This window comes from Acinetobacter sp. ABJ_C4_1, assembly GCF_044538495.1.
In the GTDB taxonomy this organism is placed as follows: domain Bacteria; phylum Pseudomonadota; class Gammaproteobacteria; order Pseudomonadales; family Moraxellaceae; genus Acinetobacter; species Acinetobacter nosocomialis_A.
The window spans coordinates 1-24,647 of the sequence record NZ_JBIUCQ010000024.1 but is presented as its reverse complement, the minus strand read 5'-3'; the positions used below and the strand labels follow the sequence as shown (position 1 = coordinate 24,647).

At 38.5% G+C, this 24,647-nt stretch carries 28 protein-coding genes; 11 read left to right on the top strand and 17 right to left on the bottom strand.

The window, feature by feature from the left end:
- Positions 1 to 17 precede the first annotated feature (17 nt).
- From ACIF8R_RS18015 to ACIF8R_RS17995, 5 genes are read left to right on the top strand one after another with little or no spacing between them, the layout of a single operon-like run.
- Positions 18 to 929: an SDR family oxidoreductase gene (locus tag ACIF8R_RS18015; RefSeq protein ID WP_396482399.1), complete on the top strand. Its 912-nt coding sequence runs from the start codon at positions 18 to 20 to the stop codon at positions 927 to 929.
- A 10-nt stretch (positions 930 to 939) separates the two neighbouring features.
- Positions 940 to 2,553, top strand: a complete 1,614-nt coding sequence (locus ACIF8R_RS18010; protein WP_396482397.1) for an acyl-CoA carboxylase subunit beta — start codon at positions 940 to 942, stop codon at positions 2,551 to 2,553.
- A gap of 41 nt (positions 2,554 to 2,594) precedes the next feature.
- Positions 2,595 to 3,752, top strand: a complete 1,158-nt coding sequence (locus ACIF8R_RS18005) for an acyl-CoA dehydrogenase family protein (protein WP_396482395.1) — start codon at positions 2,595 to 2,597, stop codon at positions 3,750 to 3,752.
- A gap of 16 nt (positions 3,753 to 3,768) precedes the next feature.
- A complete protein-coding gene (locus tag ACIF8R_RS18000) occupies positions 3,769 to 4,605 on the top strand; it encodes an enoyl-CoA hydratase/isomerase family protein (RefSeq protein ID WP_396482393.1) in 837 nt (278 codons plus the stop codon).
- A gap of 19 nt (positions 4,606 to 4,624) precedes the next feature.
- On the top strand, positions 4,625 to 6,565 hold the full coding sequence (locus ACIF8R_RS17995) for an acetyl/propionyl/methylcrotonyl-CoA carboxylase subunit alpha (protein ID WP_396482391.1): 1,941 nt from the start codon (positions 4,625 to 4,627) through the stop codon (positions 6,563 to 6,565).
- 51 nt (positions 6,566 to 6,616) lie between these two features.
- On the opposite strand, the gene ACIF8R_RS17990 is transcribed toward ACIF8R_RS17995, so the two are convergent.
- From ACIF8R_RS17990 to rplM, 9 genes are all read right to left on the bottom strand, one after another.
- Positions 6,617 to 7,036: a roadblock/LC7 domain-containing protein gene (locus ACIF8R_RS17990; protein ID WP_396482389.1), complete on the bottom strand. Its 420-nt coding sequence runs from the start codon at positions 7,034 to 7,036 to the stop codon at positions 6,617 to 6,619.
- Positions 7,029 to 7,589 (bottom strand): GTP-binding protein, encoded by a 561-nt coding sequence (locus ACIF8R_RS17985; RefSeq protein WP_396482387.1) that lies wholly within the window; start codon positions 7,587 to 7,589, stop codon positions 7,029 to 7,031. Before ACIF8R_RS17985 ends, ACIF8R_RS17990 begins: the two co-directional genes overlap by 8 nt.
- Before the next feature lie 8 nt (positions 7,590 to 7,597).
- A complete protein-coding gene (locus ACIF8R_RS17980) occupies positions 7,598 to 8,563 on the bottom strand; it encodes a hypothetical protein (RefSeq protein ID WP_396482385.1) in 966 nt (321 codons plus the stop codon).
- Positions 8,564 to 8,648: 85 nt separating this feature from the next.
- On the bottom strand, positions 8,649 to 9,008 hold the full coding sequence (locus ACIF8R_RS17975) for a hypothetical protein (protein ID WP_045437845.1): 360 nt from the start codon (positions 9,006 to 9,008) through the stop codon (positions 8,649 to 8,651).
- Positions 9,009 to 9,351: 343 nt separating this feature from the next.
- Complete coding sequence (locus ACIF8R_RS17970) at positions 9,352 to 10,008, bottom strand: hypothetical protein (RefSeq protein ID WP_396482383.1); 657 nt, start codon at positions 10,006 to 10,008, stop codon at positions 9,352 to 9,354.
- A 17-nt stretch (positions 10,009 to 10,025) separates the two neighbouring features.
- Positions 10,026 to 10,454 carry a ClpXP protease specificity-enhancing factor gene (locus ACIF8R_RS17965; RefSeq protein ID WP_396482381.1) on the bottom strand — a complete coding sequence of 143 codons (429 nt, stop codon included), beginning with the start codon at positions 10,452 to 10,454 and terminating at the stop codon, positions 10,026 to 10,028.
- 6 nt (positions 10,455 to 10,460) lie between these two features.
- Positions 10,461 to 11,114: a glutathione S-transferase N-terminal domain-containing protein gene (locus ACIF8R_RS17960; RefSeq protein ID WP_396482379.1), complete on the bottom strand. Its 654-nt coding sequence runs from the start codon at positions 11,112 to 11,114 to the stop codon at positions 10,461 to 10,463.
- Between the two features lie 169 nt (positions 11,115 to 11,283).
- The gene (rpsI, locus tag ACIF8R_RS17955; protein WP_002048725.1) at positions 11,284 to 11,670 is read right to left on the bottom strand and encodes a 30S ribosomal protein S9; all 387 of its coding nucleotides are present in this window, start codon (positions 11,668 to 11,670) and stop codon (positions 11,284 to 11,286) included.
- A gap of 12 nt (positions 11,671 to 11,682) precedes the next feature.
- The gene (rplM, locus tag ACIF8R_RS17950) at positions 11,683 to 12,111 is read right to left on the bottom strand and encodes a 50S ribosomal protein L13 (RefSeq protein ID WP_002048731.1); all 429 of its coding nucleotides are present in this window, start codon (positions 12,109 to 12,111) and stop codon (positions 11,683 to 11,685) included.
- Positions 12,112 to 12,336: 225 nt separating this feature from the next.
- On the opposite strand from rplM, the gene ACIF8R_RS17945 reads away from it, so the two are divergent.
- From ACIF8R_RS17945 to ACIF8R_RS17930, 4 genes are read left to right on the top strand one after another with little or no spacing between them, the layout of a single operon-like run.
- Complete coding sequence (locus ACIF8R_RS17945) at positions 12,337 to 12,690, top strand: hypothetical protein (RefSeq protein WP_396482377.1); 354 nt, start codon at positions 12,337 to 12,339, stop codon at positions 12,688 to 12,690.
- 12 nt (positions 12,691 to 12,702) lie between these two features.
- Positions 12,703 to 13,674, top strand: a complete 972-nt coding sequence (gene pdxA, locus ACIF8R_RS17940; RefSeq protein WP_396482375.1) for a 4-hydroxythreonine-4-phosphate dehydrogenase PdxA — start codon at positions 12,703 to 12,705, stop codon at positions 13,672 to 13,674.
- A 23-nt stretch (positions 13,675 to 13,697) separates the two neighbouring features.
- Positions 13,698 to 14,510 carry a 16S rRNA (adenine(1518)-N(6)/adenine(1519)-N(6))-dimethyltransferase RsmA gene (gene rsmA / locus ACIF8R_RS17935; protein WP_263614615.1) on the top strand — a complete coding sequence of 271 codons (813 nt, stop codon included), beginning with the start codon at positions 13,698 to 13,700 and terminating at the stop codon, positions 14,508 to 14,510.
- Positions 14,511 to 15,350 carry a symmetrical bis(5'-nucleosyl)-tetraphosphatase gene (locus ACIF8R_RS17930; protein WP_396482373.1) on the top strand — a complete coding sequence of 280 codons (840 nt, stop codon included), beginning with the start codon at positions 14,511 to 14,513 and terminating at the stop codon, positions 15,348 to 15,350.
- A gap of 42 nt (positions 15,351 to 15,392) precedes the next feature.
- On the opposite strand, the gene ACIF8R_RS17925 is transcribed toward ACIF8R_RS17930, so the two are convergent.
- The 4 genes from ACIF8R_RS17925 to hflX form a co-directional block, all read right to left on the bottom strand.
- Complete coding sequence (locus ACIF8R_RS17925; RefSeq protein ID WP_004704121.1) at positions 15,393 to 15,836, bottom strand: DUF2147 domain-containing protein; 444 nt, start codon at positions 15,834 to 15,836, stop codon at positions 15,393 to 15,395.
- Between the two features lie 83 nt (positions 15,837 to 15,919).
- Positions 15,920 to 16,594, bottom strand: coding sequence for an LrgB family protein (locus tag ACIF8R_RS17920; RefSeq protein WP_396482371.1), 675 nt, complete (start codon positions 16,592 to 16,594; stop codon positions 15,920 to 15,922).
- Positions 16,595 to 16,604: 10 nt separating this feature from the next.
- Positions 16,605 to 16,976: a hypothetical protein gene (locus ACIF8R_RS17915; protein ID WP_002048719.1), complete on the bottom strand. Its 372-nt coding sequence runs from the start codon at positions 16,974 to 16,976 to the stop codon at positions 16,605 to 16,607.
- Between the two features lie 42 nt (positions 16,977 to 17,018).
- Complete coding sequence (hflX, locus tag ACIF8R_RS17910; RefSeq protein ID WP_396482369.1) at positions 17,019 to 18,353, bottom strand: ribosome rescue GTPase HflX; 1,335 nt, start codon at positions 18,351 to 18,353, stop codon at positions 17,019 to 17,021.
- A gap of 202 nt (positions 18,354 to 18,555) precedes the next feature.
- Between hflX and ACIF8R_RS17905 the strand changes: the two genes are divergently transcribed.
- On the top strand, positions 18,556 to 19,365 hold the full coding sequence (locus tag ACIF8R_RS17905) for a lysophospholipid acyltransferase family protein (RefSeq protein ID WP_396482367.1): 810 nt from the start codon (positions 18,556 to 18,558) through the stop codon (positions 19,363 to 19,365).
- Here ACIF8R_RS17905 and ACIF8R_RS17900 read toward each other — a convergent pair whose 3' ends face one another.
- A complete protein-coding gene (locus tag ACIF8R_RS17900) occupies positions 19,366 to 20,991 on the bottom strand; it encodes a phospholipase D family protein (RefSeq protein ID WP_343570467.1) in 1,626 nt (541 codons plus the stop codon).
- A gap of 106 nt (positions 20,992 to 21,097) precedes the next feature.
- Here ACIF8R_RS17900 and ACIF8R_RS17895 point away from each other — a divergent pair, with 106 nt between their 5' ends.
- Complete coding sequence (locus tag ACIF8R_RS17895; RefSeq protein WP_396482365.1) at positions 21,098 to 22,108, top strand: metallophosphoesterase; 1,011 nt, start codon at positions 21,098 to 21,100, stop codon at positions 22,106 to 22,108.
- 46 nt (positions 22,109 to 22,154) lie between these two features.
- On the opposite strand, the gene ACIF8R_RS17890 is transcribed toward ACIF8R_RS17895, so the two are convergent.
- The 3 genes from ACIF8R_RS17890 to ACIF8R_RS17880 are packed head-to-tail and all read right to left on the bottom strand — an operon-like array spanning position 22,155 to position 24,381.
- Positions 22,155 to 22,634 carry an OmpA family protein gene (locus tag ACIF8R_RS17890; protein ID WP_263614607.1) on the bottom strand — a complete coding sequence of 160 codons (480 nt, stop codon included), beginning with the start codon at positions 22,632 to 22,634 and terminating at the stop codon, positions 22,155 to 22,157.
- Between the two features lie 14 nt (positions 22,635 to 22,648).
- Complete coding sequence (locus ACIF8R_RS17885; RefSeq protein WP_311087086.1) at positions 22,649 to 23,872, bottom strand: diguanylate cyclase domain-containing protein; 1,224 nt, start codon at positions 23,870 to 23,872, stop codon at positions 22,649 to 22,651.
- 5 nt (positions 23,873 to 23,877) lie between these two features.
- Positions 23,878 to 24,381, bottom strand: a complete 504-nt coding sequence (locus ACIF8R_RS17880; RefSeq protein ID WP_004711910.1) for a YfiR family protein — start codon at positions 24,379 to 24,381, stop codon at positions 23,878 to 23,880.
- Positions 24,382 to 24,647 lie beyond the last annotated feature (266 nt).

The window sequence follows — 24,647 nt, the reverse complement described above, 5'->3', positions numbered from 1 at the left end:
GAATGGATGAAACAAAGATGAGTTATCAATCAATTTTTAGACCAGATGCTTTCGCTAATAAAGTCATTATTGTGACAGGTGGCGGCTCAGGAATTGGTCGTTGTACGGCACATGAGCTTGCAGCCCTTGGCGCTCAAGTAGTGATTACGGGACGCAAAATTGAAAAATTAGAGAAAGTAAGTCAAGAAATTATAGAAGATGGTGGTCGGGTTCATTTCATTGTTTGTGATAACCGTGAAGAAGAACAAGTGAAAAATATGATTGCCGAAGTGATTGAGAAATTCGGTAAATTGGATGGCTTGGTGAATAACGCGGGTGGTCAGTTCCCCTCAGCTTTAGAGAATATTTCGGCGAATGGTTTTGATGCAGTCGTGCGTAATAATTTGCACGCAACTTTCTATTTAATGCGTGAAGCTTATAACCAATGGATGGCAAAACACGGGGGCAGTATTATCAACATGACTGCCGATATGTGGGGCGGTATGCCGGGAATGGGGCATTCTGGCGCTGCGCGTTCGGGGGTTGATAACTTAACTAAAACAGCATCGGTTGAGTGGGGGAAATCAGGTGTTCGTGTAAATGCGGTTGCACCGGGGTGGATCGTATCATCTGGTATGGATAATTATAGCGGTGATTTTGCCAAAGTGATTATTCCGAGCCTTGCTTGCAATGTGCCCTTAAAACGTATGGGAACCGAGTCGGAAGTTTCTTCAGCGATTTGTTATTTACTGTCCGATGCTGCGGCTTTTGTCTCTGGTGTAACTTTGCGTATTGATGGTGCTGCGTCTCAAGGAACACGTATGTATCCACTTGGTGAAGCGACCAATAGTCAGTCTTATAATGGTTTCCATCGTGCATTTATTCCTGAGATTTTTAAAAAAGATAAGACTGAAAAAGTCGAGCAAAGCAATAATTCAGGCTCGGAGTGAGGAATAAAAAATGACCATTCTTCAATCCGAAATTACTGTTGGTAGTGAACAGTATCAAAAGAATAAAGAGGCACTACTTGCTCAACTGAGTGAAGTCCGTGCAATTCAGCAAAAAAGTATTGATAAATCGTATGCTGCTAAACCGAAATTCGATAAAAAGGGCAAGATTCTGCCGCATGAGCGTGTACGATTGCTACTCGATGCGGATTCACCTTTCGTTGAGCTTTGTGGTTTGGTTGGCTACAACATGCATGATGACAAGGATGGCTCCGAAGCTGGTGGTGGTGTAATTGCTGGGATTGGTTTTGTCAGTGGTGTGCGTTGTCTGGTCTCTGCAAGTAATAGTGCGATTAGAGGCGGGACCATGTCTCCTATGGGCGTACAGAAAACTTTGCGTTTGCAAAAAATTGCCTTAGAACAAAAACTCCCACTGATTACGCTGACCGAAAGTGGTGGTGCAAACCTTAATTATGCTGCGGAAGTATTTACCTATGGTGGTATGACTTTTGCCAATCAGGCACGTCTTTCAGCGGCAGGTATTCCACAACTTGCAGTGGTACATGGGAATGCAACGGCAGGAGGAGCTTATCAACCAGGTCTTTCGGATTATGTCATTGTAGTACGCAAACAAACCGAAATGCTTCTTGCAGGCCCACCTTTACTCTTGGCTGCCACTGGCGAAGTGGCAACAGCTGAAGAGTTGGGCGGGGCAGAAATGCATGCGCAGGTTGCTGGAACCGCAGAATATTTGGCTGAAAATGATGCCGATGGGATTCGACTTGCGCGTGAAATTTTTGAACACCTGAACTGGAAAGAGCAAATCAAACCAGTTGATGTGACTTATAAAGAGCCTCGTTACGATACCGAGGAACTGTTGGGTGTTATTCCAAGTGATCCTAAACAACCATTTGATATGAAAGAAGTGGTTGCCCGCATTATTGACGATTCAGATTTTCTAGAATTTAAGCAGGAATATGATGATTTAACGGTATGTGGCTGGTCAAAAATTGGCGGACTACATATCGGTATTATTACCAATAATGGCCCGATTACCCCTCAAGGAGCAGCGAAAGCAGCTCAGTTTATTCACTTATGTGAACAGACTAACCGCCCGTTATTATTCTTACATAACACTACTGGCTTTATGGTGGGAACCGATGCCGAGCAAAATGGCATTATTAAGCATGGCTCGAAACTGATTCAGGCTGTTGCGAATTGTTCTGTACCTAAAATTTCGATTGTTGTGGCAGGCTCATATGGTGCAGGTAACTACGCAATGTGTGGTCGGAGTTTATCGCCAGACTTTATTTTTGCATGGCCAAATTCGCATGTTGCTGTAATGGGCGCTGCACAAGCTGGAAAGGTGTTACGCATTGTGGCTGAAGGAAAGCAAAAAGCTTCTGGTCAGGAGCCTAATCCGCAAATGCTCGATTTTCTTGAGCAAAGTACGGCCATGAAATTAGAGCAGCAATCCACCGCACTTTTCAATACGGCCATGCTACATGACGATGGCATTATTGACCCGCGAGATACTCGAAAATTATTAATTTTCCTTTTACAAACCATTTATGAAGCACAGCAACGAGAGCTAAATCCAACTCGCTTTGGTGTGTCTCGTTTTTAATCAACCTTTACCGCAATTAAAAAAATTAATAGGAATAAACCATGAAATTTACTGCCGAACATGAAGCATTGCGCCGCACAGCTCGTCAATTTGTGCAAAATGAGCTGAATCCCCATATTCCGGAATGGGAAGCTGCAGGGCAGTTCCCAATCCACGACGTATTTAAAAAAATGGGTGATCTTGGTTTATTGGGGATTTGTAAGCCTGAGGAAAATGGCGGTTTAGCGTTAGATTATTCTTATAACCTTGTAGTTGCAGAAGAAATTGGCTATGCAACTTGTGGCGGGGTGCCTTTAGCTATTGGTGTACAAACGGACATGGCAACACCTGCTTTGGCACGTTTTGGTAGTAAAGACTTGCGTGATGAGTTTTTAACACCAGCCATTGCTGGAGAATATGTAGCATCGATTGCAGTATCAGAAGTGCATGCCGGTTCGGATGTTGCTGCTATTAAAACAACAGCAAAAAAAGATGGCGATGACTATGTCATTAACGGCAGCAAAATGTGGATTACAAACTCATTGCAGGCCGACTTCTTTTGTCTTTTAGCCAATACGTCTGATGATAAACCACATGTTAATAAGTCGATGATTATCGTACCTGCAAAAACCAAAGGGATTAGTTTTTCAGAGCCACTTAATAAGTTAGGGATGCGTTCAACGACCACAGCGCAGGTTTATTTAGACAATGTACGTGTACCACAGCGTAACTTAGTGGGTGTTGAAGGCATGGGCTTCATGATGCAAATGATGCAATTTCAGGAAGAGCGCCTATGGGCTTGTGCCAATGCGATTGGCGGGTTGGAAAATTTAATCCAAAAGACCATCGACTATACAAAAGAGCGTACCACTTTTGGTCAACCCCTCATTAATAACCAATATATTCATTTTCGTTTTGCCGAACTCATGACCGAAGTGGAAGCGCTTAAAGCCTTAACCTACCAAGCTTGTGAACAGCATATTGCTGGGGAAGATGTGACCAAGCTGGCATCTATGGCAAAACTAAAAGCAGGACGTTTAACCCGTGAAGTTGCCGATAGCTGCTTGCAATATTGGGGTGGTAACGGCTTTATGTGGGATAACCCAGCATCACAGCTGTATCGTGATGGTCGCTTAGGGTCTATTGGTGGTGGGGCAGATGAGATTATGTTGGGGATTATCTGTAAGTTAATGGACATTCTGCCTAAAAAGCAGAAATAAGAATAAGGAATACACCATGACACTTTCAGCACCTCTACAAGTTTTAGATATTGACGACAGCATTCAATTAGAACAAGACGGCAGTATTTTATATCTCTGGTTAAATCGACCGGAGAGCCGTAATGCCATGAACTTGAAGATGGTCAATGCCATTCAACAAGTCTTTAATGCTATTCGCGATGACCTTTCAATTCGCGCGGTAATTATCCGTGGTGAAGGCGGGACTTTTTGTGCTGGTGGTGATATTAAAGACATGGCTGCCTTACGCGTTGAAGCGACCAATCTCGGCAGTCTACAACCTTATGCTGACTTTAACCGCCGTTTTGGTGCCATGCTTGAGCAAGTTGAAGCTGCACCGCAAACTGTTGTGGTGATTTTAGAAGGTGCTGTTTTAGGTGGAGGTTTTGGGCTGGCATGTGTTTCCGATGTTGCGATTAGTCGTGACAATGCTCAGTTTGGTTTACCTGAAACAGGGCTTGGTGTGATTCCTGCACAAATTGCTCCTTTTGTGGTGCAACGTATTGGTCTGACTCAGGCGCGACGATTTGCTTTACTCGGCATGCGTTTTGAGGGCCCTACAGCACTTAGTGCCGGAGTGGTTCATCAGATTGCACATAATGAAATTGAACTTGAACAAGCTCTAGAGGAAACCATTCAACACATTAAACGAGCAGCTCCTCAAGCTTCGCGTGTGACTAAAGCACTGTTACATCGAACGCTCAATGAGCCTTTGAGTGATTTACTCAATGATGCAGCTCAGCAGTTTGCCCAAGCGGTTGGTGGGGCTGAAGGACAAGAGGGAACGATGGCTTTTATCCAGAGACGGTCACCAAATTGGGCCGATGAGTCATAAGAGAGAAGGATAAAAAATAATGAAATTTTCAAAAGTACTGGTTGCCAATCGTGGTGAAATTGCAGTTCGAGTCATGCAAACTGCTAAGGCAATGGGTTATCAAACTGTCGCAGTTTATTCAGATGCTGACCATAACGCTCGCCATGTGCAAGAGGCCGATGAAGCTGTTTATATTGGTGGTTCAAAAGTATCTGAGTCATATCTGTCAATTACCAAGATAATAGATGCATGCAAAAAAACAGGTGCTGATGCAGTTCACCCCGGTTATGGCTTTTTGTCAGAAAATACTGATTTTGCGCAGGCATGTATCGATAACCAGATTACTTTTATTGGGCCTACTGCTTCTGCAATTGAGTTAATGGGCAGTAAACGCCTTTCAAAAATTGCCATGATTGGAGCAGGCGTACCTTGTGTGCCAGGCTATGAAGGTGATCGACAAGATCTTGAATATTTAGCAGCACAAGCAGAACAGATTGGCTTTCCAATTATGGTCAAAGCCTCTGCGGGCGGTGGTGGCCGTGGTATGCGTTTGGTACAGCAGTCATCCGAGTTGATTGAAGCTTTGCAAACTGCACGTTCAGAGGCTGAAAATGCCTTTGGCTCAGGCGAGCTTATTTTGGAAAAAGCAGTGATTGCCCCGCGCCATGTCGAAATTCAGGTTTTTGGTGATACACACGGCAATTATGTGTATTTATTTGAGCGTGATTGTTCGATCCAACGCCGTCACCAAAAGGTTGTTGAAGAGGCGCCGTGTCCGGTCATGACGCCTGAACTACGTCAGCAAATGGGAGAAGCAGCTGTAGCTGCGGCTAAAGCATGTGCTTACGTCGGGGCTGGTACAGTTGAGTTTTTGCTAGATGCATCAGGTGCATTTTATTTTTTAGAAATGAATACTCGTTTGCAGGTAGAGCACCCTGTCACTGAACTCATTACTGGATTAGACTTGGTTGAATGGCAGTTACGTGTCGCGAATGGTGAGCAGTTACCGTTAAAGCAACAGGAATTGACCTTACATGGGCATGCTATTGAAGTGCGTTTGTATGCCGAAGACCCACGTCAGGATTTCTTACCACAGACAGGTCAAGTTCTGCGTTGGCAGCCTGCAACTTTGCCAAATGTGCGAATAGATCACGGCATGTTGGCGACTGATGAAGTTAGCCCTTTCTATGACCCAATGGTGGCGAAGGTAATCGCATACGGTAAAACTCGCGAGGATGTAATTCGCTTACTTGCTCGTGCCGTAGATGACTGTGTTTTGCTGGGTGTAAACAGTAATAAGCAGTTCTTGGTCAATGTATTACGTCATCCGGTTGTTGTGGCAGGTGATACCAATACCGCATTTATTCAGCAGCATTTTCAAAACGACAGTAGTCTACATAAGCAGGTTTTATCTTTAGAAAGCTTAGCCATTGCTGCAGCATTATTTAGCCAAAGCAAAGGAACTGCGGTGTGGCAAACTGGATTAGGTGTGCCATTACCATTAAAACTTAAATATGATGATCAGCAAATTCAATTGCAGCTTTCATCTGTAAATAACACGTTTACGGCACAGTTTTGTGATCAAACAGTTTGTATTGAAGTGCTTGAGAGAACACCAGAGCAATTAGTTTATTTAATTGATGGCGTACGCCGCCGTGTGCAATATGTATTAGATGATGATCAGCTTTACTTAGATCGAGAGAATGGCAATGTTGCGATACGAAATGTGACCTATGCTGCCCCTGAAATAGCTGATGTGGCTGGTGATGGCAATATTCGTGCGCCGATGGATGGCGCTGTAGTGAATATCTTGGTCAATAAAGGCGATCAAGTGTTAAAAGGCCAAACATTATTGATTCTTGAAGCCATGAAAATCCAACAACAGATTAAATCTGACGTAGATGGTGTAGTTGAAGATGTGTTAGGGCAACAGGGGCAACAAGTAAAAAAACGACAAATGCTTTTTACTATTCAAACTTAAGTGAAAAATACCGCTCTAAATAGGGCGGTATTTTTTTAATAGCAGTGTGGGTTATTCTCCATCTGCCTCTGCAATCAATTGGCTCGCTTTTTTTAGACTATAAAGCAGTTGCCCTAAAAGTACATCTCTATTACTTAGGGTAACCATCACCATCGGGTGATGGATCGCTGGAATAGCCGTCAAAATGGCCTTACCATTATCTGCATCTAAGGTGATGTTATTACAGCCGGTCAGTTGAATTTCTTTTAAAAATGCAGTGACCATTGCCAAAATCGAGCTACTCACCGCTGCTAATTTAGTGGTGTTATGGTAGTTCTTGTGGCTTACTGTTGCCAATTCAAACCCATCTGAAGAACAAATCATCACAAAGTCTACACCACGTGTATTCATCAGAATTTTTTGGGCTTCACTTTTTGCAAGTTGTAGCAATTGTGTTGGAGCTGTTCGTTTTTGAACTGGAATACTAAGCATGATCTTTCCCTTGAGATGTTGCGGCTACCTTAACTTCAAGCGATGCAATTAACGATTCAACCATCATTAAAATGTGCTCTTGTTCTCTTGCATCAATAAAAAATAATGGATATTGAAGTTCATTTTCTGTTAACCAATTACGATACTGTTGAAGTGAAGATTCTTTATTTTCATCAATATGTGTAATACCAATTGCAATATTATTGTTATAATTTTTAAAGGTTTCTAAGTAGTTTTCTAATTCAGAAATTGGACTAGGGCTGTTATGATCTAACAGAAGAATAATACCAATTGCACCTTCACAAATGACCGACCAGATAAAATCAAAACGGCTTTGTCCAGGTGTTCCATATAAGCCAATTTTAACACCATCATCTAAGGTAATTTCGCCGTAATCGATCCCAACAGTTGTTTGTGATTTTTGATGACTTTGTACATCTGTATTAAATGCTTCTGTTCCTAAAATTGGAATTTCAGATAGCGACTTAATTGCTTCTGTCTTTCCAGCCCCCATACTGCCCGCAAAGACAATTTTATATTGCTGTATAATCATAACGTTCCCTAAAGACCAAAGCGGCGTCTAATCTTTCCTATAAAATTCTTAAAAAAATGACTTTCAGTATTTGAGCTTTCTAAATGCGATTGTGGGGCATACGAACACTTATTTGCAGGTACGTATTTACCGTTATTTGCCATTAAGCAAGCTGTGATAAAACGTAAAACAACATCGATTGGTTGGTTGAGTTGTTTAGCAACCTCAGTGACTTTTGCTCCCTGTATAAAACAGGCAGAGAGCTGCAAGCTAATTTTTCTATATTCTTTTTGATAAGGTTGTGGCCAATGATCGATTTTGAAGTAACCATCAGCTGAAGCTAAATTTTCAAAGTCTGTTGAACACCAAATTAAATTCCATAACCAATCTTGTAAGCAATAACCTTTTTTACGAGAAACCTTAGTAAAGTCCGATGTTTTAGCAAAAGCAAAGTTAAAGCTCATATTGGTATGTGCTTTTTGACGGGAAGGTTCTACCCAAGCAGTTTGAGTTCTATTATCAATAATGGCTAAGGTGCCTTTATCATCAAATAAATGTAATTTGGTATTTTCTGGGCTATGCAAATTTCTTATAAATTGTTCATCTATAATAGATATTTCATTTGATAAAGCTGAGCGAGAATCAATAGCAGCATACTTTAAAGAAGATAATACGTTTTTTTGTAGCCAAGAGCGCAGCGATTCTGTTTTCTCTAAAGGGAGGTGTAAGGTATGTTCATAAATAGAATTTCCATTTTCTGAAGGTATTTTGGTAATTTTTAAATAAGGAAATTTTTTCTTTTGAAGAATGTTTTGAATATTATCTGCATCGAAAAAGTTTTCGTTAATGATTAATAAATCAATATGATTGCTAGAAATATTAACCCAGTTAATACCATATTGATTAGATATTAAATCACGGATTAAGATTTTTAATTCATCTGAAACTTTTAAGCTTAAACCGGAAACTGCAATATTTATGCAATAACTATCCATAGTATCATTTTAAATTTTTATTAATTAATATAATGATTGTTTATGTGCTCTTCATAATTAATATAAAGAGCACAAAGTAAATCAATTAGCTAAAGTCGAGCTCTTTTTCAAATGATTTCAACTCATGGCGAGCCATGGCCAAATTCGATTTGGTGCGATCAAGTACTAAGTAAAGGAACAAATTGTTATTACTTTCTAAAGGACGAATTAAGTGGTAAGCCTTACCTAATGTAATTAAAATATCTTCAATATTATCATTTAATTTCAAAGCATTGGCGATATTTCGCTTTGCTCGGATGACTTCCGTGTTTCCAGCTGCTGCTAGTTCTAAATCAATTTCCCCACCACCTTGTGTAGCAAGTGATAATCCACTTTCAGAGTCAACAAGTGCAGATGCAATAAAACCATCAATTTCCGTTAAGCTATCTAAAGAAAGTTTAGCCATTTTTTTATCTCTCAGGATTATAAAGTTATAATTACTACTTTTTTATTTAAAAGTAGTTAAAAATCATTATATTTCTGATCAATTTGAAGTCAATCAAGAAAGAGAAGATTGAAATTGATGTTTAAGGAAATAAGTGACCAAAAATGTCATATTATAAAAAATATTATAAGATTATTTATGCATTATACTTTTAATATTGTGTTCATGTTTGCATTATATATTTTTCATTTTTAGATTTAATATTTGTAATAGAATGTTAAAACAATATTTGTTAATAAATTATGTTTATTTAAATAGAAAAAAGAGGAACTATCAGTTCCTCTTTTAAATATTTAAAATAAAATTAAACAAGCTGTGTATAAATACAATAGAGGTAGCCCAAAATTGCTAAAGCTACAAGAGGTGCGACAACTTTCGACCATGCAGGAATAAAAGTTTCGATAGATTGTTCTTCAGCATGTAAATCTTCATGATGAGGTTGAGCTTGATGAACCATTTGATTGAACTCCTTCATTGTTGCGTCCAATGATAGCTCTTCTTGTTCAACAGGTTTAGAACCAATTAACTCTGTTAGATGGTTTGTTGACCAAACCCAATCATCAGCCTGACCTGATAGATGTTCCACTTGTCCTAAAATTAATTCTTTTAAGCCATTTTGTCCGAAGCCACCAGTTTCATCAAGTTGATTAAGCTCAGTTAGCTGTAAGGTCAAAATTTCTGAAATACTCTGTTCAAGTTCAGCATTCTTTAAAATCGACTCATTGTGCTTAGAAGTCGTTAAATGGCGCGCTACTTCTTGAATATATAATGGATCGGCAGTTTTGATTTCATTATAAATTTTATTGTCGTCTTGACGCCATAAGCTGATTAACTTTCCAAGTGTGAGCACATTCACTTCATCAATCAGCTTATTTTTTTCATTGGCTGGGTATTGATTTAAAAGCTGAGGCTTTTGAATTTTTATTTGCTCAGCAAAGTATTGGACTAAATCAAATGCCATACTTTATTCCTCTAAAATTAATCTAAAATTCTTAATGTTGGCTTTTTCTTGGTTGGTTCAGTTGTTTCTTGTGTTTCAGGTTCTAGTGTATCTTCTACAGGCGCTACATTGGCATATTCTTCTGGGTCAAAGAATAAACCTTGTCCATTCTCGCGTGCATATATACCCAAAACAGCTTGGATAGGGACATAAATATCTTTTGAAACGCCACCAAAACGTGCTGAGAAAGTGATTGCATCATTGCCAATAAGTAGTTGATGTACAGCATGCGGCACAATGTTTAAAACGATTTGCCCATCTTTGACAAATTGTTGTGGCACATCCGTATGTGGCTGTGTTGCATCAACAAGTAAATAAGGTGTGAGTTGGTTGTCGCAAATCCATTCATAGATTGCACGAGCAAGATAAGGGCGTGTAGGGGTTAACTCAATAGTTTGCTCAGACATATCACACTATTCCATATTTAATTGTTCATTGTAACGGGTTTTCTCTTGGGGCGTCATTGATTTAATAAAAGAAGGACGGCTAAAGATACGTTTACAGTACAAAAATATAGGCCGACACTGCTGCTTTGGTAAATCAATTCCCATGCTATTAAGCCTCACAAAAATTGGGGCGAGCATACAATCCAAAATTGAAAAATTTTCAGACATAAAATAAGGGAAATGCTGAAATAGGGGAGTAAGAGAAATTAAGGTATCACGTAATTCTTTTTGCGCTTTTTGTTTTTGTTCTACATTTAACGTATCTGCATGTTTGAGCATATGATCGGCCAATTTAAACCAATCATTTTCAAGACGCCAAATATATTGACGTTGTTCTGCACGTGCCATAGGAGCATCAGCGTAAAGCTTGCCTTGACGATATCGGTCATCAAGATATTCAGCAATAATTGGTGCCGAAAATAATTTCAGGTTTTGCTCAAGTAGCATTGGCAATTGGTTATAAGGGTTTAGACTGGCTAAATCCTCATCTTCGTGATCGGTTACGATCAATTGATATTTAATTTGCTTTTCTGCCAATAAAAAACGGATCCAGTGAGAACGGAAATCATCAGCATGGCTGTAAAGGGTAATTCCCTGAATTGAAGTGTTTTCGACCGACATATCACAAGGTATGGTTGTGTGAATCGGTTAGAATACTAAAAATACGAGTGGAAATCACGGTGGCAAAGATAGAGTTTCATATATTTATCTGTTTCACTCATGCTTAAAATGAATAAGCAATAAAAAAGCCTTGGAATAACCAAGGCTTTTGTCCGATTCGGTAAACGAATTAACGTTTAGAGAATTGAGGACGTTTACGAGCTTTACGTAAACCAAGTTTCTTACGTTCAACTTCACGAGCATCACGAGTAACGAAACCAGCTTGACGTAGAACAGGTTTTAAAGTTTCGTCAGCAGCGATAAGCGCACGAGTAATACCGTGACGGATCGCGCCAGCTTGACCACCGATACCACCACCTTTAACAGTGATGTAAAGGTCAAACTTTTCAGTAACTTCTAAAAGTTCTAAAGGTTGACGAACAACCATACGAGCAGTTTCACGACCGAAATATTGCTCTAAAGTACGGTTGTTAATAACGAGTTTACCTGTACCAGCTGACAAGAAAACACGTGCAGTTGCGGTCTTACGGCGACCTGTACCATAATTAGTAGCCATGTGCTGTATCCCTTAGATGTCCAAAACTTGTGGCTGTTGAGCAGCATGAGGATGCTCAGTACCAGCGTACACTTTCATTTTTTTGATCATTGCATAACCAAGAGGACCTTTTGGTAACATGCCTTTAACCGCTTTTTCAAGAACAGCTTCAGGTTTGTGAGCAATTAACTTCTCGAAGTTAGTCTCACGGATACCACCAGGGAAACCAGTATGGCGATAATATTTCTTATCAAGTGATTTATTACCAGTCACTTGAATTTGTTCAGCATTAATCACAACGATGTAATCGCCAGTGTCAACGTGAGGAGTATAAGAAGTTTTATGCTTACCGCGTAAACGACGAGCGATTTCAGTCGCAAGGCGACCTAAAGTTTTGCCAGAAGCATCAACAACATACCAGTCATGTTGAACTTCAGCTGGCTTAGCGCTGAGAGTTTTCATTAAACCACTACCTATTATAGTTGGTTTGGACTATGGAATCTGTCCAAACAAAAGGAACCGAAATTCTAAACGAGATCACCTAAAATCACAAGAATAATTTGATGTAACTTTTCTTGGTCAAGAAGCGGTCTATATTTTTAATGGGGGGATTTAATTTAAAATTAAAAACCACATTTTTCTGATGTGCTATGTTGAAACTGACCTGAAAAAAGGGGGAGAAAGGATGTGTCCAAAATTATACAATTTTTTATAGGATGGATGGCAATATTAGTTTGCTTGCATCTTATTCTTTTCAATGGATTTTGTCTTTATTATGGTTTTAGTGGTTTGGTTGGTGTGGCTTTGATTAGTCTTTATATGCATGCTACTCCATTACCTTATCTATTATATCTATTCGGGGGAATAGGATTTTGCTTTATTAAGCAAGAAAATTCATTGCGAATCAATTGGCTGTGGGGCAAATGGTTAATGATTGTGACATTATTGAGTTTAATAGCCATAATTGTATCTGAAATTGCTCATACTTTTGGTTGGTTAGAGGCTAGATTCAGCCTCAATCATCGAATCCGTAATATATAAATTGAGTTGAATATGAGTCATCCCTTATATATCACTTCTGGTGAGCCTGCCGGTATTGGTCCAGATATTTGTTTAAGTCTGGCGGAACGCGTTGATGAGCGGCCGGTTGTTGTTTTGGCTGACCGAAATTTATTGCAACAACGTGCTCAAAAGCTTGGCTTGGATATCAAGTTTTTAGAGTATACAGGGCAAACTGAATCATGTTTGCAAGGCGAGCTTTATATAGAGCACGTAGCATTAAAAACAGAAGTCATCGATGGTCAATTAAACCCAGCTAATGCAGCTTACGTATTAGAACAACTACGTCGTTCAGCTGATTATGCAATGTCTGGTAAAAGTGTAGGGGTAGCCACTGCGCCCGTGCAAAAATCGGTCATTAATGATGCAGGTATTCTGTTTAGTGGTCATACTGAATATTACCAAGAGTTCGCAGGTGTAGAACGCGTTGTCATGATGCTGGCAACTAAAACCTTGCGGGTTGCTTTAGCGACTACACATTTACCTTTAAGAGATGTAGCCGATGCAATTACCAAACAACGCTTGCATCAAGTGATAGACATCTTACTTCATGACCTAAAAACCAAGTTTAAAATTACCGATCCGAGAGTATTAGTATGTGGATTAAATCCGCATGCGGGTGAAGATGGATACTTGGGTCGTGAAGAGATTGATACTATTAATCCTGTACTTGAAACTTACCGGGCTCAAGGCGTTAAAATCAGTTTAAGTATGCCGGCAGATACTTTATTTACTCCTGAACACCTTAAAAATGCTGACGCTGTTCTTGCCATGTACCATGATCAAGGCTTACCTGTGCTAAAATCACAAGGTTTTGGTGAAGCAATTAATATCACATTGGGCTTACCGTTTATTCGAACTTCGGTCGATCATGGTACTGCTCTGTCTTTAGCTGGGACAGGTTTGGCAAAAAGCTCAAGTTTAAATGTCGCTGTCGATTTAGCTTTATCGTTGGCAGCGAGTTAAATTTTTCATGTTGGAAATGTTCTATGTATCAAATTAATGCCCTAAACCCGAAAGATGAAGGGCATAAAGCTCGTAAACGTTTTGGTCAAAACTTCTTACATGATCAGCGAGTCATTGCCAAAATTGTACGCTCTGTTAATCCGCGTACAGGCGATAATATTGTTGAAATTGGTCCGGGCTTGGCTGCTTTAACCTCTCCTTTAATTGGAGAATGTGATGCTTTGACTGTAGTTGAGTTAGACCGTGACTTAGCAGCAGGCTTACCAGAGCGTGTACCACATCCAGAACGTTTAACTATCGTAGAAGCTGATGCATTAAAATATGATTTTAGCCAGCTTGTAAAAGATGGTCGTCCATTACGCGTTGTCGGCAATTTGCCTTATAACATTTCTACACCATTACTTTTTCATCTCTTGGAGTTTGGTAGCCAAGTTAAAGATATGCACTTTATGTTGCAAAAAGAAGTGGTGGAACGTATTACTGCCGAACCAAATACAAAAGAATATGGTCGTTTATCGGTAATGATTCAATATTATTGCCAGCCTACATTTTTATTTGAAGTTCCTGCAGGCGCATTTAATCCACCACCAAAAGTGACGAGTGCTGTATTCCGTTTGGTTCCTTATGAACAAAAACCGATTGTCGCGAAAGATGAAAAAGCTTTAGCTCGTTTGGTTGCACACGTATTTACTCAGCGTCGTAAAACACTAAGAAACAGTCTTAAAGGTATGTTGGCAGATGACGGTTTCGAGAAAGCTGGAGTCGACCCAATGGCTCGTCCAGAAACTTTGACGCTTGCCGAGTTTGTAGCTTTAGCAGATCAAATGGTGGCATAAATGACCAAGCGTTATAACTATATCATTGGTGATGTTCAAGGTTGTTTTGAAGCCCTCAAAGCGCTCTTAAAAGAAATACGTTTTGATCCTGATCAAGATTTTATTTGGTTTGCTGGTGATTTGGTTGCACGTGGAGAAAACTCGGTAGGTGCACTTCGTTTTATTAAAAAACTAGCCGATCGAGGGGCTGCTGCTACAGTATTAGGTAATCATGATTTAACACTGGTTGCTTGTGCTCGTGGCCTTAAAGAAATTAAAGAAAAAGATCGTACGCAGGAAGTTATTGATGCTGTAGATGGCGATGAACTTATCGACTGGTTACGTAAACAGCCACTATGTTTATTTCCAAATGAACAAACTGTGCTAACACATGCTGGTATACCTTGTATTTGGGATGCAGAAAAAACGGCTGCTTTAGCTAAAGAAGTTGAAGCTGTATTGGCACATGATGACCTGTCTGTGCTGGATGCCTTTTTAGCTGAAATGTATGGTTCAAAACCAGATCTTTGGACAGATGACTTAACTGGTAATGACCGCCTACGCTGTATTACCAATTATTTAACACGCATGCGTTTAACTAATGCAGAAGGTACTTTGGAATTTAGTTTTAAAGATACTTTAGATGCACCTATGCCAGAAGGTTATTTACCTTGGTTTGAATTTCCTAGTAAAGCTGCACAAACACATCAAGTATTCTTTGGTCATTGGGCTGCTCTAGAAGGCAGAACAATTAGTGAACATATTCAGAACGTAGATGGTGGCTGTGTGTGGGGTAAAAACTTAATTGCTTATCGTCTTGAAGACCAGCAAAGTTTTTCAGTAGTTAATCCTGTCATGTAATAAAAAAAAGCCGCATCAGCGGCTTTTTTTCTTTTTTAAGATTTATTCTAGGCGAATCCAGATTTGATTGCGGCCTAAAGCTGAAACTCCAAGATAACCACGCATGTGTAGACGGTTACCATTTGCACTGAGTTTGGCTTTTAATCCGTAAACTTTGCCAGTATTTGGGTCTAGAATTTTCCCACCAGTATAGGTTGTACTATCCACTTGTTTTAAACCAGTCGCGATATCTAAACCTACAATATGCTTATTGGTATAAGGCGCTGGGCAGTTATCACAAATTTCTTTTGGTGTATAACCCGGACGCGGTGTAATTTTTACAACTTTTCCTGAATAAGTACCATTTGCCTCTTTTCGTATTTCTACATGAGCCTTAGGCGTACCAGTTTTATCGTCAATCGTTTGCCACATACCAGTAATATCAGCCGCAAAAGTAGCTGAATTTATCCCCAATAAGAGCAACGCTCCAACAAAAAATTTCCCCATAATCAAAAATCCTTTTAGATTTGAAAAGATCATCTTATTTCGAATTGTTAACTGGTTCAATGTTTATTTGAACTACTTTTTAATCAATGTATTCCAAAAGATAGCATGAATGTGGGTAACCATATGGCTGTAAATACGCCATTTAAAGCCATACCAAATGCAGCATAACGACCCGCAACGGGACCACGTTGCCAAGCTTGAGCAGTTCCGATCGCATGCGCAGCTAAGCCTAGAGCTAAACCTGATGCTCTTTCATCATGAATATGTTTAAGTAAAAATGGTGAAAAGGCTGCACCAATAACTCCAGATAAAATCACAATTAGAGTGACCAATGTTTCTGGGGCATGTAATAAAGTCGCGATATTTAAAGCAATAGGCGTAGTTACTGCGCGTGTCGCAAAAGCCAAAATAGTAGGCTCAGACATATGTAACAAGTAAGCGAGGCCCATAGGTAAAGCAACAGCGCTAATACTTGCAAAAAGTAAAATCCCAATCACCGATTTAAGAGGTAAGTCGTCATAACGCATTGCAGCCAACGGTATCGCTAAAGCAACGGTGACATATCCTAATAGGTGGCTGAATAAATCGTTTACGTAAAGTCGGTATTCTTCATAAGGAACTTTCAAGATTGATAATAAACCAATCACAATGAACATACCGAAAACTAAGAGAGGTACTTGAGGGAAATGGCGGTTTAAAGGTTTTGCACAAAGATAGCCAACTAGAGTGATCAAAAATCCATATAAAATCATAAACATTTTATTCTCCTTATAACCAATGTTTTGCCATTTTTGCATAGACCCACAGAGGGATAAGGGTGCTCACCACTAGTACAAAGAGAAATAAAGGAATTTCTTTGCCCATATGCACCAGCATAATTAACGAGCCTGCACAAATGGGTAAAAAAGCAAAACCACTTTCTTTCATAATTTTATTGTTGGTGTCGACGAGTCTTAATGGGATTTTTTTAAATTTACGCCAAATGAGTAAAATGATGAGCAAACTAATTAAGCCCACTAAGTTTCCTAATTCTGGATGACCAAAAGCACGCATAACGACGACTGAGCCTTCACGAAAACCGATAATAAGTAGAAAAGTTCCTACCCATGCTGCCCAATCTATACTTTTGATCTTATCCATATTTTTTATCTCTAAAAGTGTACTTATCAAGTTTTAACTGATCTAGTGCTTGATTTCAAACTCTTCCAGTGGTCGTTTAAACTGACTCGCTCGTTCACCTAATATCTCGTCGATAGGTAATTTGGCTTGACGAATTAACTGCTCAAGCTTATGAGGCGCAATTCGTATATCAATGTGTAATAGCCCTTCATCATCATAATGTTCAGATTCGATAACATTTAAGGCATAAAGCTGGGTACGCAATTTGCCATAAGCAGGTTTTAGTATTAATGAGAATTGTTGAAGTTGTCCCATTAAACATTCTTGTACTGCTTGACGTAGCAAATCTAAACCTAAACCTGAATGTGCAGATACATAAACGCGATCAGGAACATGAGGCTCTGAATAAATAATTTTAGCCTCTTCACCACTTAAATCGATTTTGTTGTATACACGAAGGACAGGGGCATCGGCTCCAATTTCCTTCAATACCCCTTCAACAGCTTCAATCTGATCCAACATTTCATGGCTACTGCTATCAATCACATGTAAGAGTAGTGTGGCTTCAAGCGTTTCTTCTAACGTTGCTTTAAACGATTCAACTAAGTCATGTTGTAGGTTCCGTACAAACCCTACGGTGTCTGCGAGCACTACAGTACCAATACCATCCCATTCTAAACGACGTAAGGTTGGGTCAAGTGTTGCAAACAGTTGATCGGCTGCATACACATCACTTTTTGCCAAAATATTAAATAATGTAGATTTACCCGCGTTGGTATAACCAACTAAAGATACGGTGGGGATCGAAGCTTTTTGCCTTGCTGCTCGTCCTTGTATACGCGTTTGATGAACTTTATCTAACTTATCTTTTAACTGTGTAATACGCACACGAATGAGACGACGATCTGTTTCCAGTTGTGTTTCACCAGGACCACGTAAGCCAATACCACCTTTTTGTTGTTCAAAGTCAGCAGACCAACCACGAATCAAGCGAGTTGATAAATGTTTAAGCTGAGCAAGTTCAACTTGTAATTTACCTTCATGGGTGCGGGCACGTAACGCAAAAATATCTAGAATTAAACCAGTACGGTCAATGACCCGACATTTTAATATTCTTTCTAAATTTCGTTCTTGAGCGGGTGATAACGCATGGTCAAAAATAACCAGTCCAGCTTCTAATTCTTGGACTTTCTCTGCTATTTCATCGACTTTACCTGAACCAATAAAAAATTTAGGATTTGGCTTATTACGTTGCACTTTAACGTGCTCAAGAATATCCGCACCAGCAGACTGTGCAAGTAGAGCAAACTCTTCGGCATCCAGATCATCTAATAATTGTACAGACACACTCACCAATATTGTGCGTTCACCGCCTTGATGCCGATCAACAAATTCCACGTGGCTATAAATCCTGAAAAGGGTAAAACTTTATTCTAGAGGAAACTTGAGTAAAAGGGGAAAGGGTTTACTCTTATCCTTTAGATTATCTACATGCATTTTATTTTTATTTGCTTCTATCCCATAGCGATGCAAGTTTATTCCGAAACGTATAGAATGGCTCGAGATGGGTATAACAATGATTGATCGTTAGTGAAATTTTATGACTCAAACGCAAAGTATAGTGAATTCAACGTTAAAGAAATTTTCAAAAATAGGTTTATACGGAAAAAAAGTTACTTCAGCGACAGCGGCAATCAGTGAAGGTTTTTACTTAGTTTATCGTCATGGACTATATAAAGATCCAAATAACCCTGTTAACACTCGATATGTCCAATATTTCTGCCGCCGTTTATGTCAAGTTTTTAACCTTGAAGTTCAAGTGCATGGCACTATCCCTAGAGAACCAGCTTTATGGGTGAGTAATCATATTTCTTGGCTCGATATTGCAGTTTTAGGTTCAGGCGCACGTGTTTTCTTTTTGGCTAAAGCAGAAATAGAAAATTGGCCTATTCTTGGTAACTTAGCAAAAGGTGGTGGTACCTTATTTATTAAGCGTGGGTCTGGTGACTCTATTAAAATTCGAGAGCAAATTACCGAATTTTTAAAACAAAATATTCCAGTTTTATTCTTCCCTGAAGCGACTACTACAGATGGTCATTCTGTTAAGAAAGTTCATGGCCGTTTACTTGGAGCTGCTATTGAAGCAAAGCGTCCGGTACAGGTATGTTTAATCTGTTATGTAAACCGCCATGGTGAATTAGATACCGTTGCACCATTTATTGGTGAGATGTCGTTTGTTGAGCATATTCAGCGTGTGCTAGAAATGCCGAAAGTAACCGCTCATTTATTAACATTGCCTGCTATCTCGGTAGAAGGGCACGATGTGAAAAGTCTAACTCAAGAAGTTCAACAAAAAATGGTAGAAGGTTTGGCTCAATTACATCAAAAAGTACTTAAGCCAAAAAGTTAATTACATAAATCCTTCAAGAGGTAGCCATGAAAGAAACTTCATGCCTGCCTTTTGCCACCATTTCATTTCTGGTTCTTTTTTATAAATTACAGGGCCGTTTGACGTTTCTTGTTGCCAATAAATATTATTATTCGAGTCAAGTTTTAACTTATAAGCATACTTATTTAAATTTTCATCCATTGTATGATGAATTGTTTTAGCGAGTGCTGGACTATCTAAAATTACACCAATTTCAGTATTTAAATAGGCTGAACGTGGGTCAAAGTTGAATGATCCAATAAAAACCTGTTCATCTAAAGCCATGAGCTTGGTGTGCAAACTTGAGCGGCTTAAACCTTTCATATTTACTTTTGCTTTAGTTGCTAACTCATCCGTATTTTTATTTAGATTACGTTTATCCGGAGTCGGTAAAAACTCATAAAGTTGTACGCCGTTTTTTAAAAGTTCTTTTCGGTATCGACCATAAAATGCATGAACTACCGCAACATCATTGGCTTTAAATGAGTTTGTTAAAACTCGTACTTCTACACCCTCTTTGGCAAGTGAACTTAAAATTTTAGCGCCTTGCTTTTCCGGAATAAAATAAGCAGAAATCAAATCAACATTACTTTCTGGCTTTTCCAAATGATTAATCAATTGGAAATTTAAATGCTCTTCTTTTTTTGCTTTTGACTTAATTTTATCTGGAGAGTCTTTCACAACCTCCGCTTTAACCCAGTCAAATTGGATGTTATGGTCTAGCCATTTATCAAAAGCATGCGATCTAGAAGTTAAATCAAGGAAGTTTTGAACTGTTGCTTGTTGATAATGAGCATCGAGTTGTTCCTTTAGACTTTCATAGCGTAAACGGTGATATTGAGCACTGACAATACTTTGCACCGAATAAGCATATTCATGATTCCAGTAATCATCAAAAGAATTTACGATGTCATCAACAGCCGCACCGACTAACATGACATCAACGTCAGAAAATTGATAACTATCACTAACGTTATAATACTGATTGGTCATATTACGCCCGCCAATCAGCGCAACCTGATTGTCAGCAATAAAGCTCTTATTATGCATACGACGATTGATACGCTTTAAATCTAAAATCATATCCATCGCACGGTATTGGCGAAAACGGTAAGGGTTAAATAATTTAACTTCAATATTTTTATGCTGAGAAAGGGCAAGTAAAACCCCTTCCATCTTTTTAGCATTATTATCGTCAATTAATAAACGCACTTTAACGCCACGATCGGCAGCACGAATAATGGCATGCAAGGCCAAGGCGCCAATTTTGTCATTATCCCAAATATAGTACTGTAAATCTAAAGTCTTCTCGGCCTTATCAATCAGTCTCAAACGAGCTGCCAAAGCCTCTAACGGGTCATTTAAAACGTGATAACCCGTTAAATTGGGGTTTTGCTCACGTAATGGCGTAATAATTTTCGCAAGCGAAGTTTGAGAGGTATCAATATCACGCGCGTATTGAACGGGTTCAACACGATGTTTGGGTAAGGTGCTACAACCTGTCAAAGTCACAGCAAAACTTGAACAGACAATTAGGGAAGCTTTGATCAAAAAGCCTTTAGCCTGTTGATGAGTTTGAAGCTGTTTGGAATGAAAGGATTGTGCCATAATCAATACATGCGATAAGGTGAGCTAGAGTATAATTCGTGCATATTGAAAGATAAATATTGAATTTGATTACTAGCAATCAATATAAAATAAGTCGAGAGTCGTAATGTGGAACCCAAATTCAATCATTTTTTGTTTTTACTTTATTTTTTCAATACTTGCCTTGTGGGGGATTGTTGAAGCTTGGGTTCATCAATCGCGCACTGAAACGATTCATCCATTTAAAGCTTTTGTTCACTTACTTGCTTTTTATCTATCTTATCTTCTTATTCCACTTTGGTTCTTTAATTTATATGCAGGTTGGATGGGGTATTACTCAATTCATCAAACCATTTTTATCTTCTTATTAAGCGGTATTCTCATTTATGCACGTTTTATAGAACCGCATATGGTACGTGTTGATGTCCATCAATATCGTTTGAATCCAGATCGCCGTTTTAATAAGCCTGTAAAAGTTGCTTTAATTGCTGATTTACATATAGGTTTATTTTCTGGTCACGAACGCCAACTTAAAATCATTGTAAAAAAACTCAATGAACAACAGCCAGACTTGGTGGTTGTGGCAGGAGACTGGACTTATGAACCAGAAGACAAACTAGTACAAGAACTGGCTGTACTCAAAGATATTCAAGCTCCAGTCTATTCAGTTCCTGGAAATCATGATGAACAATATCCAGGACCACCTATCCAACAATTATTAAAAGATGCACTTTACTACAATGAAGTTATGGATATTGAAGGTAAAATTGTTGAGTTTGACGAATTTCGTTTAATTGGTATTGGTGATCTATGGGCTGGAAAAACCGATATGCGTTTAATGCCAAACTTACCACAAGATAAACCGTGGTTAATCCTTTCTCATAATCCAGATACAGTAGATATGGTTCCCAAATTACCTAATCGACCTTTGATGTTATCAGGGCATACTCATGGGGGACAGGTTGAGCTTCCGTGGGTAACTAATTACATTATGAAAAAAGTATCAATTTTAGGTCACAAACGTGGTTTTTATTCACACGAGCATGCTGATGTATTTGTTACCGTAGGAACAGGTATGGTTGGTATTCCCCTAAGATTTCGTGTACCTCCGACTATTGATATTATTGAACTTGTATAAAACAAAAAAGCCAATCATAAAGATTGGCTTTTTTATAATTAGAAAATTAAGGAATAATGACGATTGCAACACGACGGTTGATTGCTCGATTTTCATTAGTTGTATTTGGTACATATGGTTGAGTTGAACCGCGCCCAATAACGTAAATATTTTCCTTTTTAAATCCACGAGTCAAGAAGAGGTCTGCAACACTTTGCGCGCGTTCTTCTGATAACTTCTGGTTGTACTCAGGATTACCTACATCGTCAGTATGACCAACAATTTTTAATTTATTCAAATCATATTTATTCAATTGATTTGCTAAGCGTACTAGTTCTGCTTCATGACTTTGTTTTAATGTTGCATCATTAAAATCAAATAATAAGCGTTCTGGTAAACCTAGAGTCCAGCCTTCATTAGTCAGAACAAACCCCTCTTTTTTTAGCATTTTTACTTGGCGGTATTTCAAAGGACCAAAACTCAAGCAGCCTGCAAGAGCAATGCACAGCAATGCAATAAAGGAGAGTTTTAAAGATCTTGTATTCATAGATTAGCCTAAATTTAATTCTCTGGTTTATAAATAAACCAATGTTGCTCAGAAGTCTTAGCCTTATACATCGCTTGATCTGCTTGCATAATGAAATCTTCTGGACTAGACGCAAATTGGGATAAAGCAATCCCTACACTAAAACTGAAATAAATCGTTTGATCATTTAGATGCAAAGGTTCTTTACAGCTTTCGAGTAAATTTTCAGCAATAGATATTAAATGATCAGCATGCGTAATGGAATGCAAAATGACCGCAAATTCATCACCACCTAGACGGGCAATGAAATCTTGATGTCTTAAACGTGTTTGTAATCTTTTCGCCATCTCTTTTAATACTTCATCACCAGCTAAATGACCGAACTGATCATTAATTGATTTGAAGTTATTGTTATCTATGAATAATAGGGCTGACTTGTTGTCAAAATCCTTATCTTCAAACATATCTAACAATATTTGATAAAAATAATGTCTATTCGGTAAAAGGGTGAGTTGGTCATGATGAGCTTGAAACGATAATTTACGATTTTCCTTTTGTAGCTGATTATCCCAAATCTGAATTTCTTCAAGTAACTCGTTAAAAACGGTATTTAAATCTTGAAACTCTTTAATCCGGTTATACGGAAAACGAAGATTATAAGCTTTTTGTTCACTTACGATCTGGGCAATATTTGTGAGTGGGTAAATCGCTTGCATGATTTGACGATAAGTCAAATTCACTGACCACAGCAAAGCACAAACAATAAATAGCATCGCAAATGCAAGGCCGACCATAATCATCTTTAAAAATTGCAATATTTTTTCAGAACTACCAAAAAGCGTTAATTCACCTACATTCTGTTGGTGATGATAAATCGTTAAATGTACAGGCTCATTTAAAAACCAATGATCAAACCATCCTTCTAGAACAGAAGTTTGACTCGATAATTTAAAACTTTGCGCAATTAAATGATGTTCAGAATCATAAATATGAATCGCTCGGATAGAGTGATCATTCGTATATTCATTTAAGATCTGTTCTATCGTAATTTTATCGTTAAATACTACAGCAGGCTGAATACGCTCCAGAAGTGTATGGCTGAGTAACTGCAAATTCTGCTTTGCATAAGTTTCCATAGTAAAAACGGAAATTGACACAAACGTAAAAGAGCAAATAAAAAAAGTAATAGCAAAAATAGTAAATTGAGATTTTCTAAAAAGTGCGTGTAGAGAAGTTGACTGATACAACTTAGATATCATAGCCATTACTCCGCATTCTTAGCCAAGAGTAATACTCTTGGATCAATATGGACCTTGGAATGGCTTAATGCATCTAAGTTAACTTTAAAAGTGGTGTAATTATTTTGGTCATATAAACAAAAGATACTACCAACTTCACATTCTGGATTATTAATACTTAAAGAAAGCAAAGAACGATATGGATAATTCTGAATTAAATTTTGTTGTTGTTGAGGGGAAGTTGTAGAGAAATAAACAGCTTGGCAATGAGACTTGGGAAAATCTTTAGCATTAACTGTCTGTACACGATAGTTATAAGATAATTGCTGAATATAAGACTGAAAAGTAGACGTAATTGAAGCATTATCAATTACACAAAGAGTAGGGGTGCTTACATTCTCCCATTTGCTATAACTTAAAATAGATAAAGTCAGCACATAGAAGTTATGTTTTGAATTGGCATACGCAGGCCCGCTCGTAGCAAACACTACAAGTATGCAGAATAATACTTTCTTAGCGGAGTGCCACATGGTGAGTTAATGCCAAATCAATTGCACGAATAATCTATTCTACATGAAGTTGATTAACTAAAAAAAGTTTAATATCTCATCTAATTTATATCAAAAAGCCTAAAAAGTGATCGGTTAAGTAATAAAGTTTGAGAAAGGGCTTGCAAAGGTAAGTTTATAGTCTATAATGCACATCCATCGGCGGTGATGCAGATAGAAACTTGTTGAAAAACAGTTACTTGAGATTGAATTGATTGCTTTAAGTGATGAATTTGATGATAAGTTGG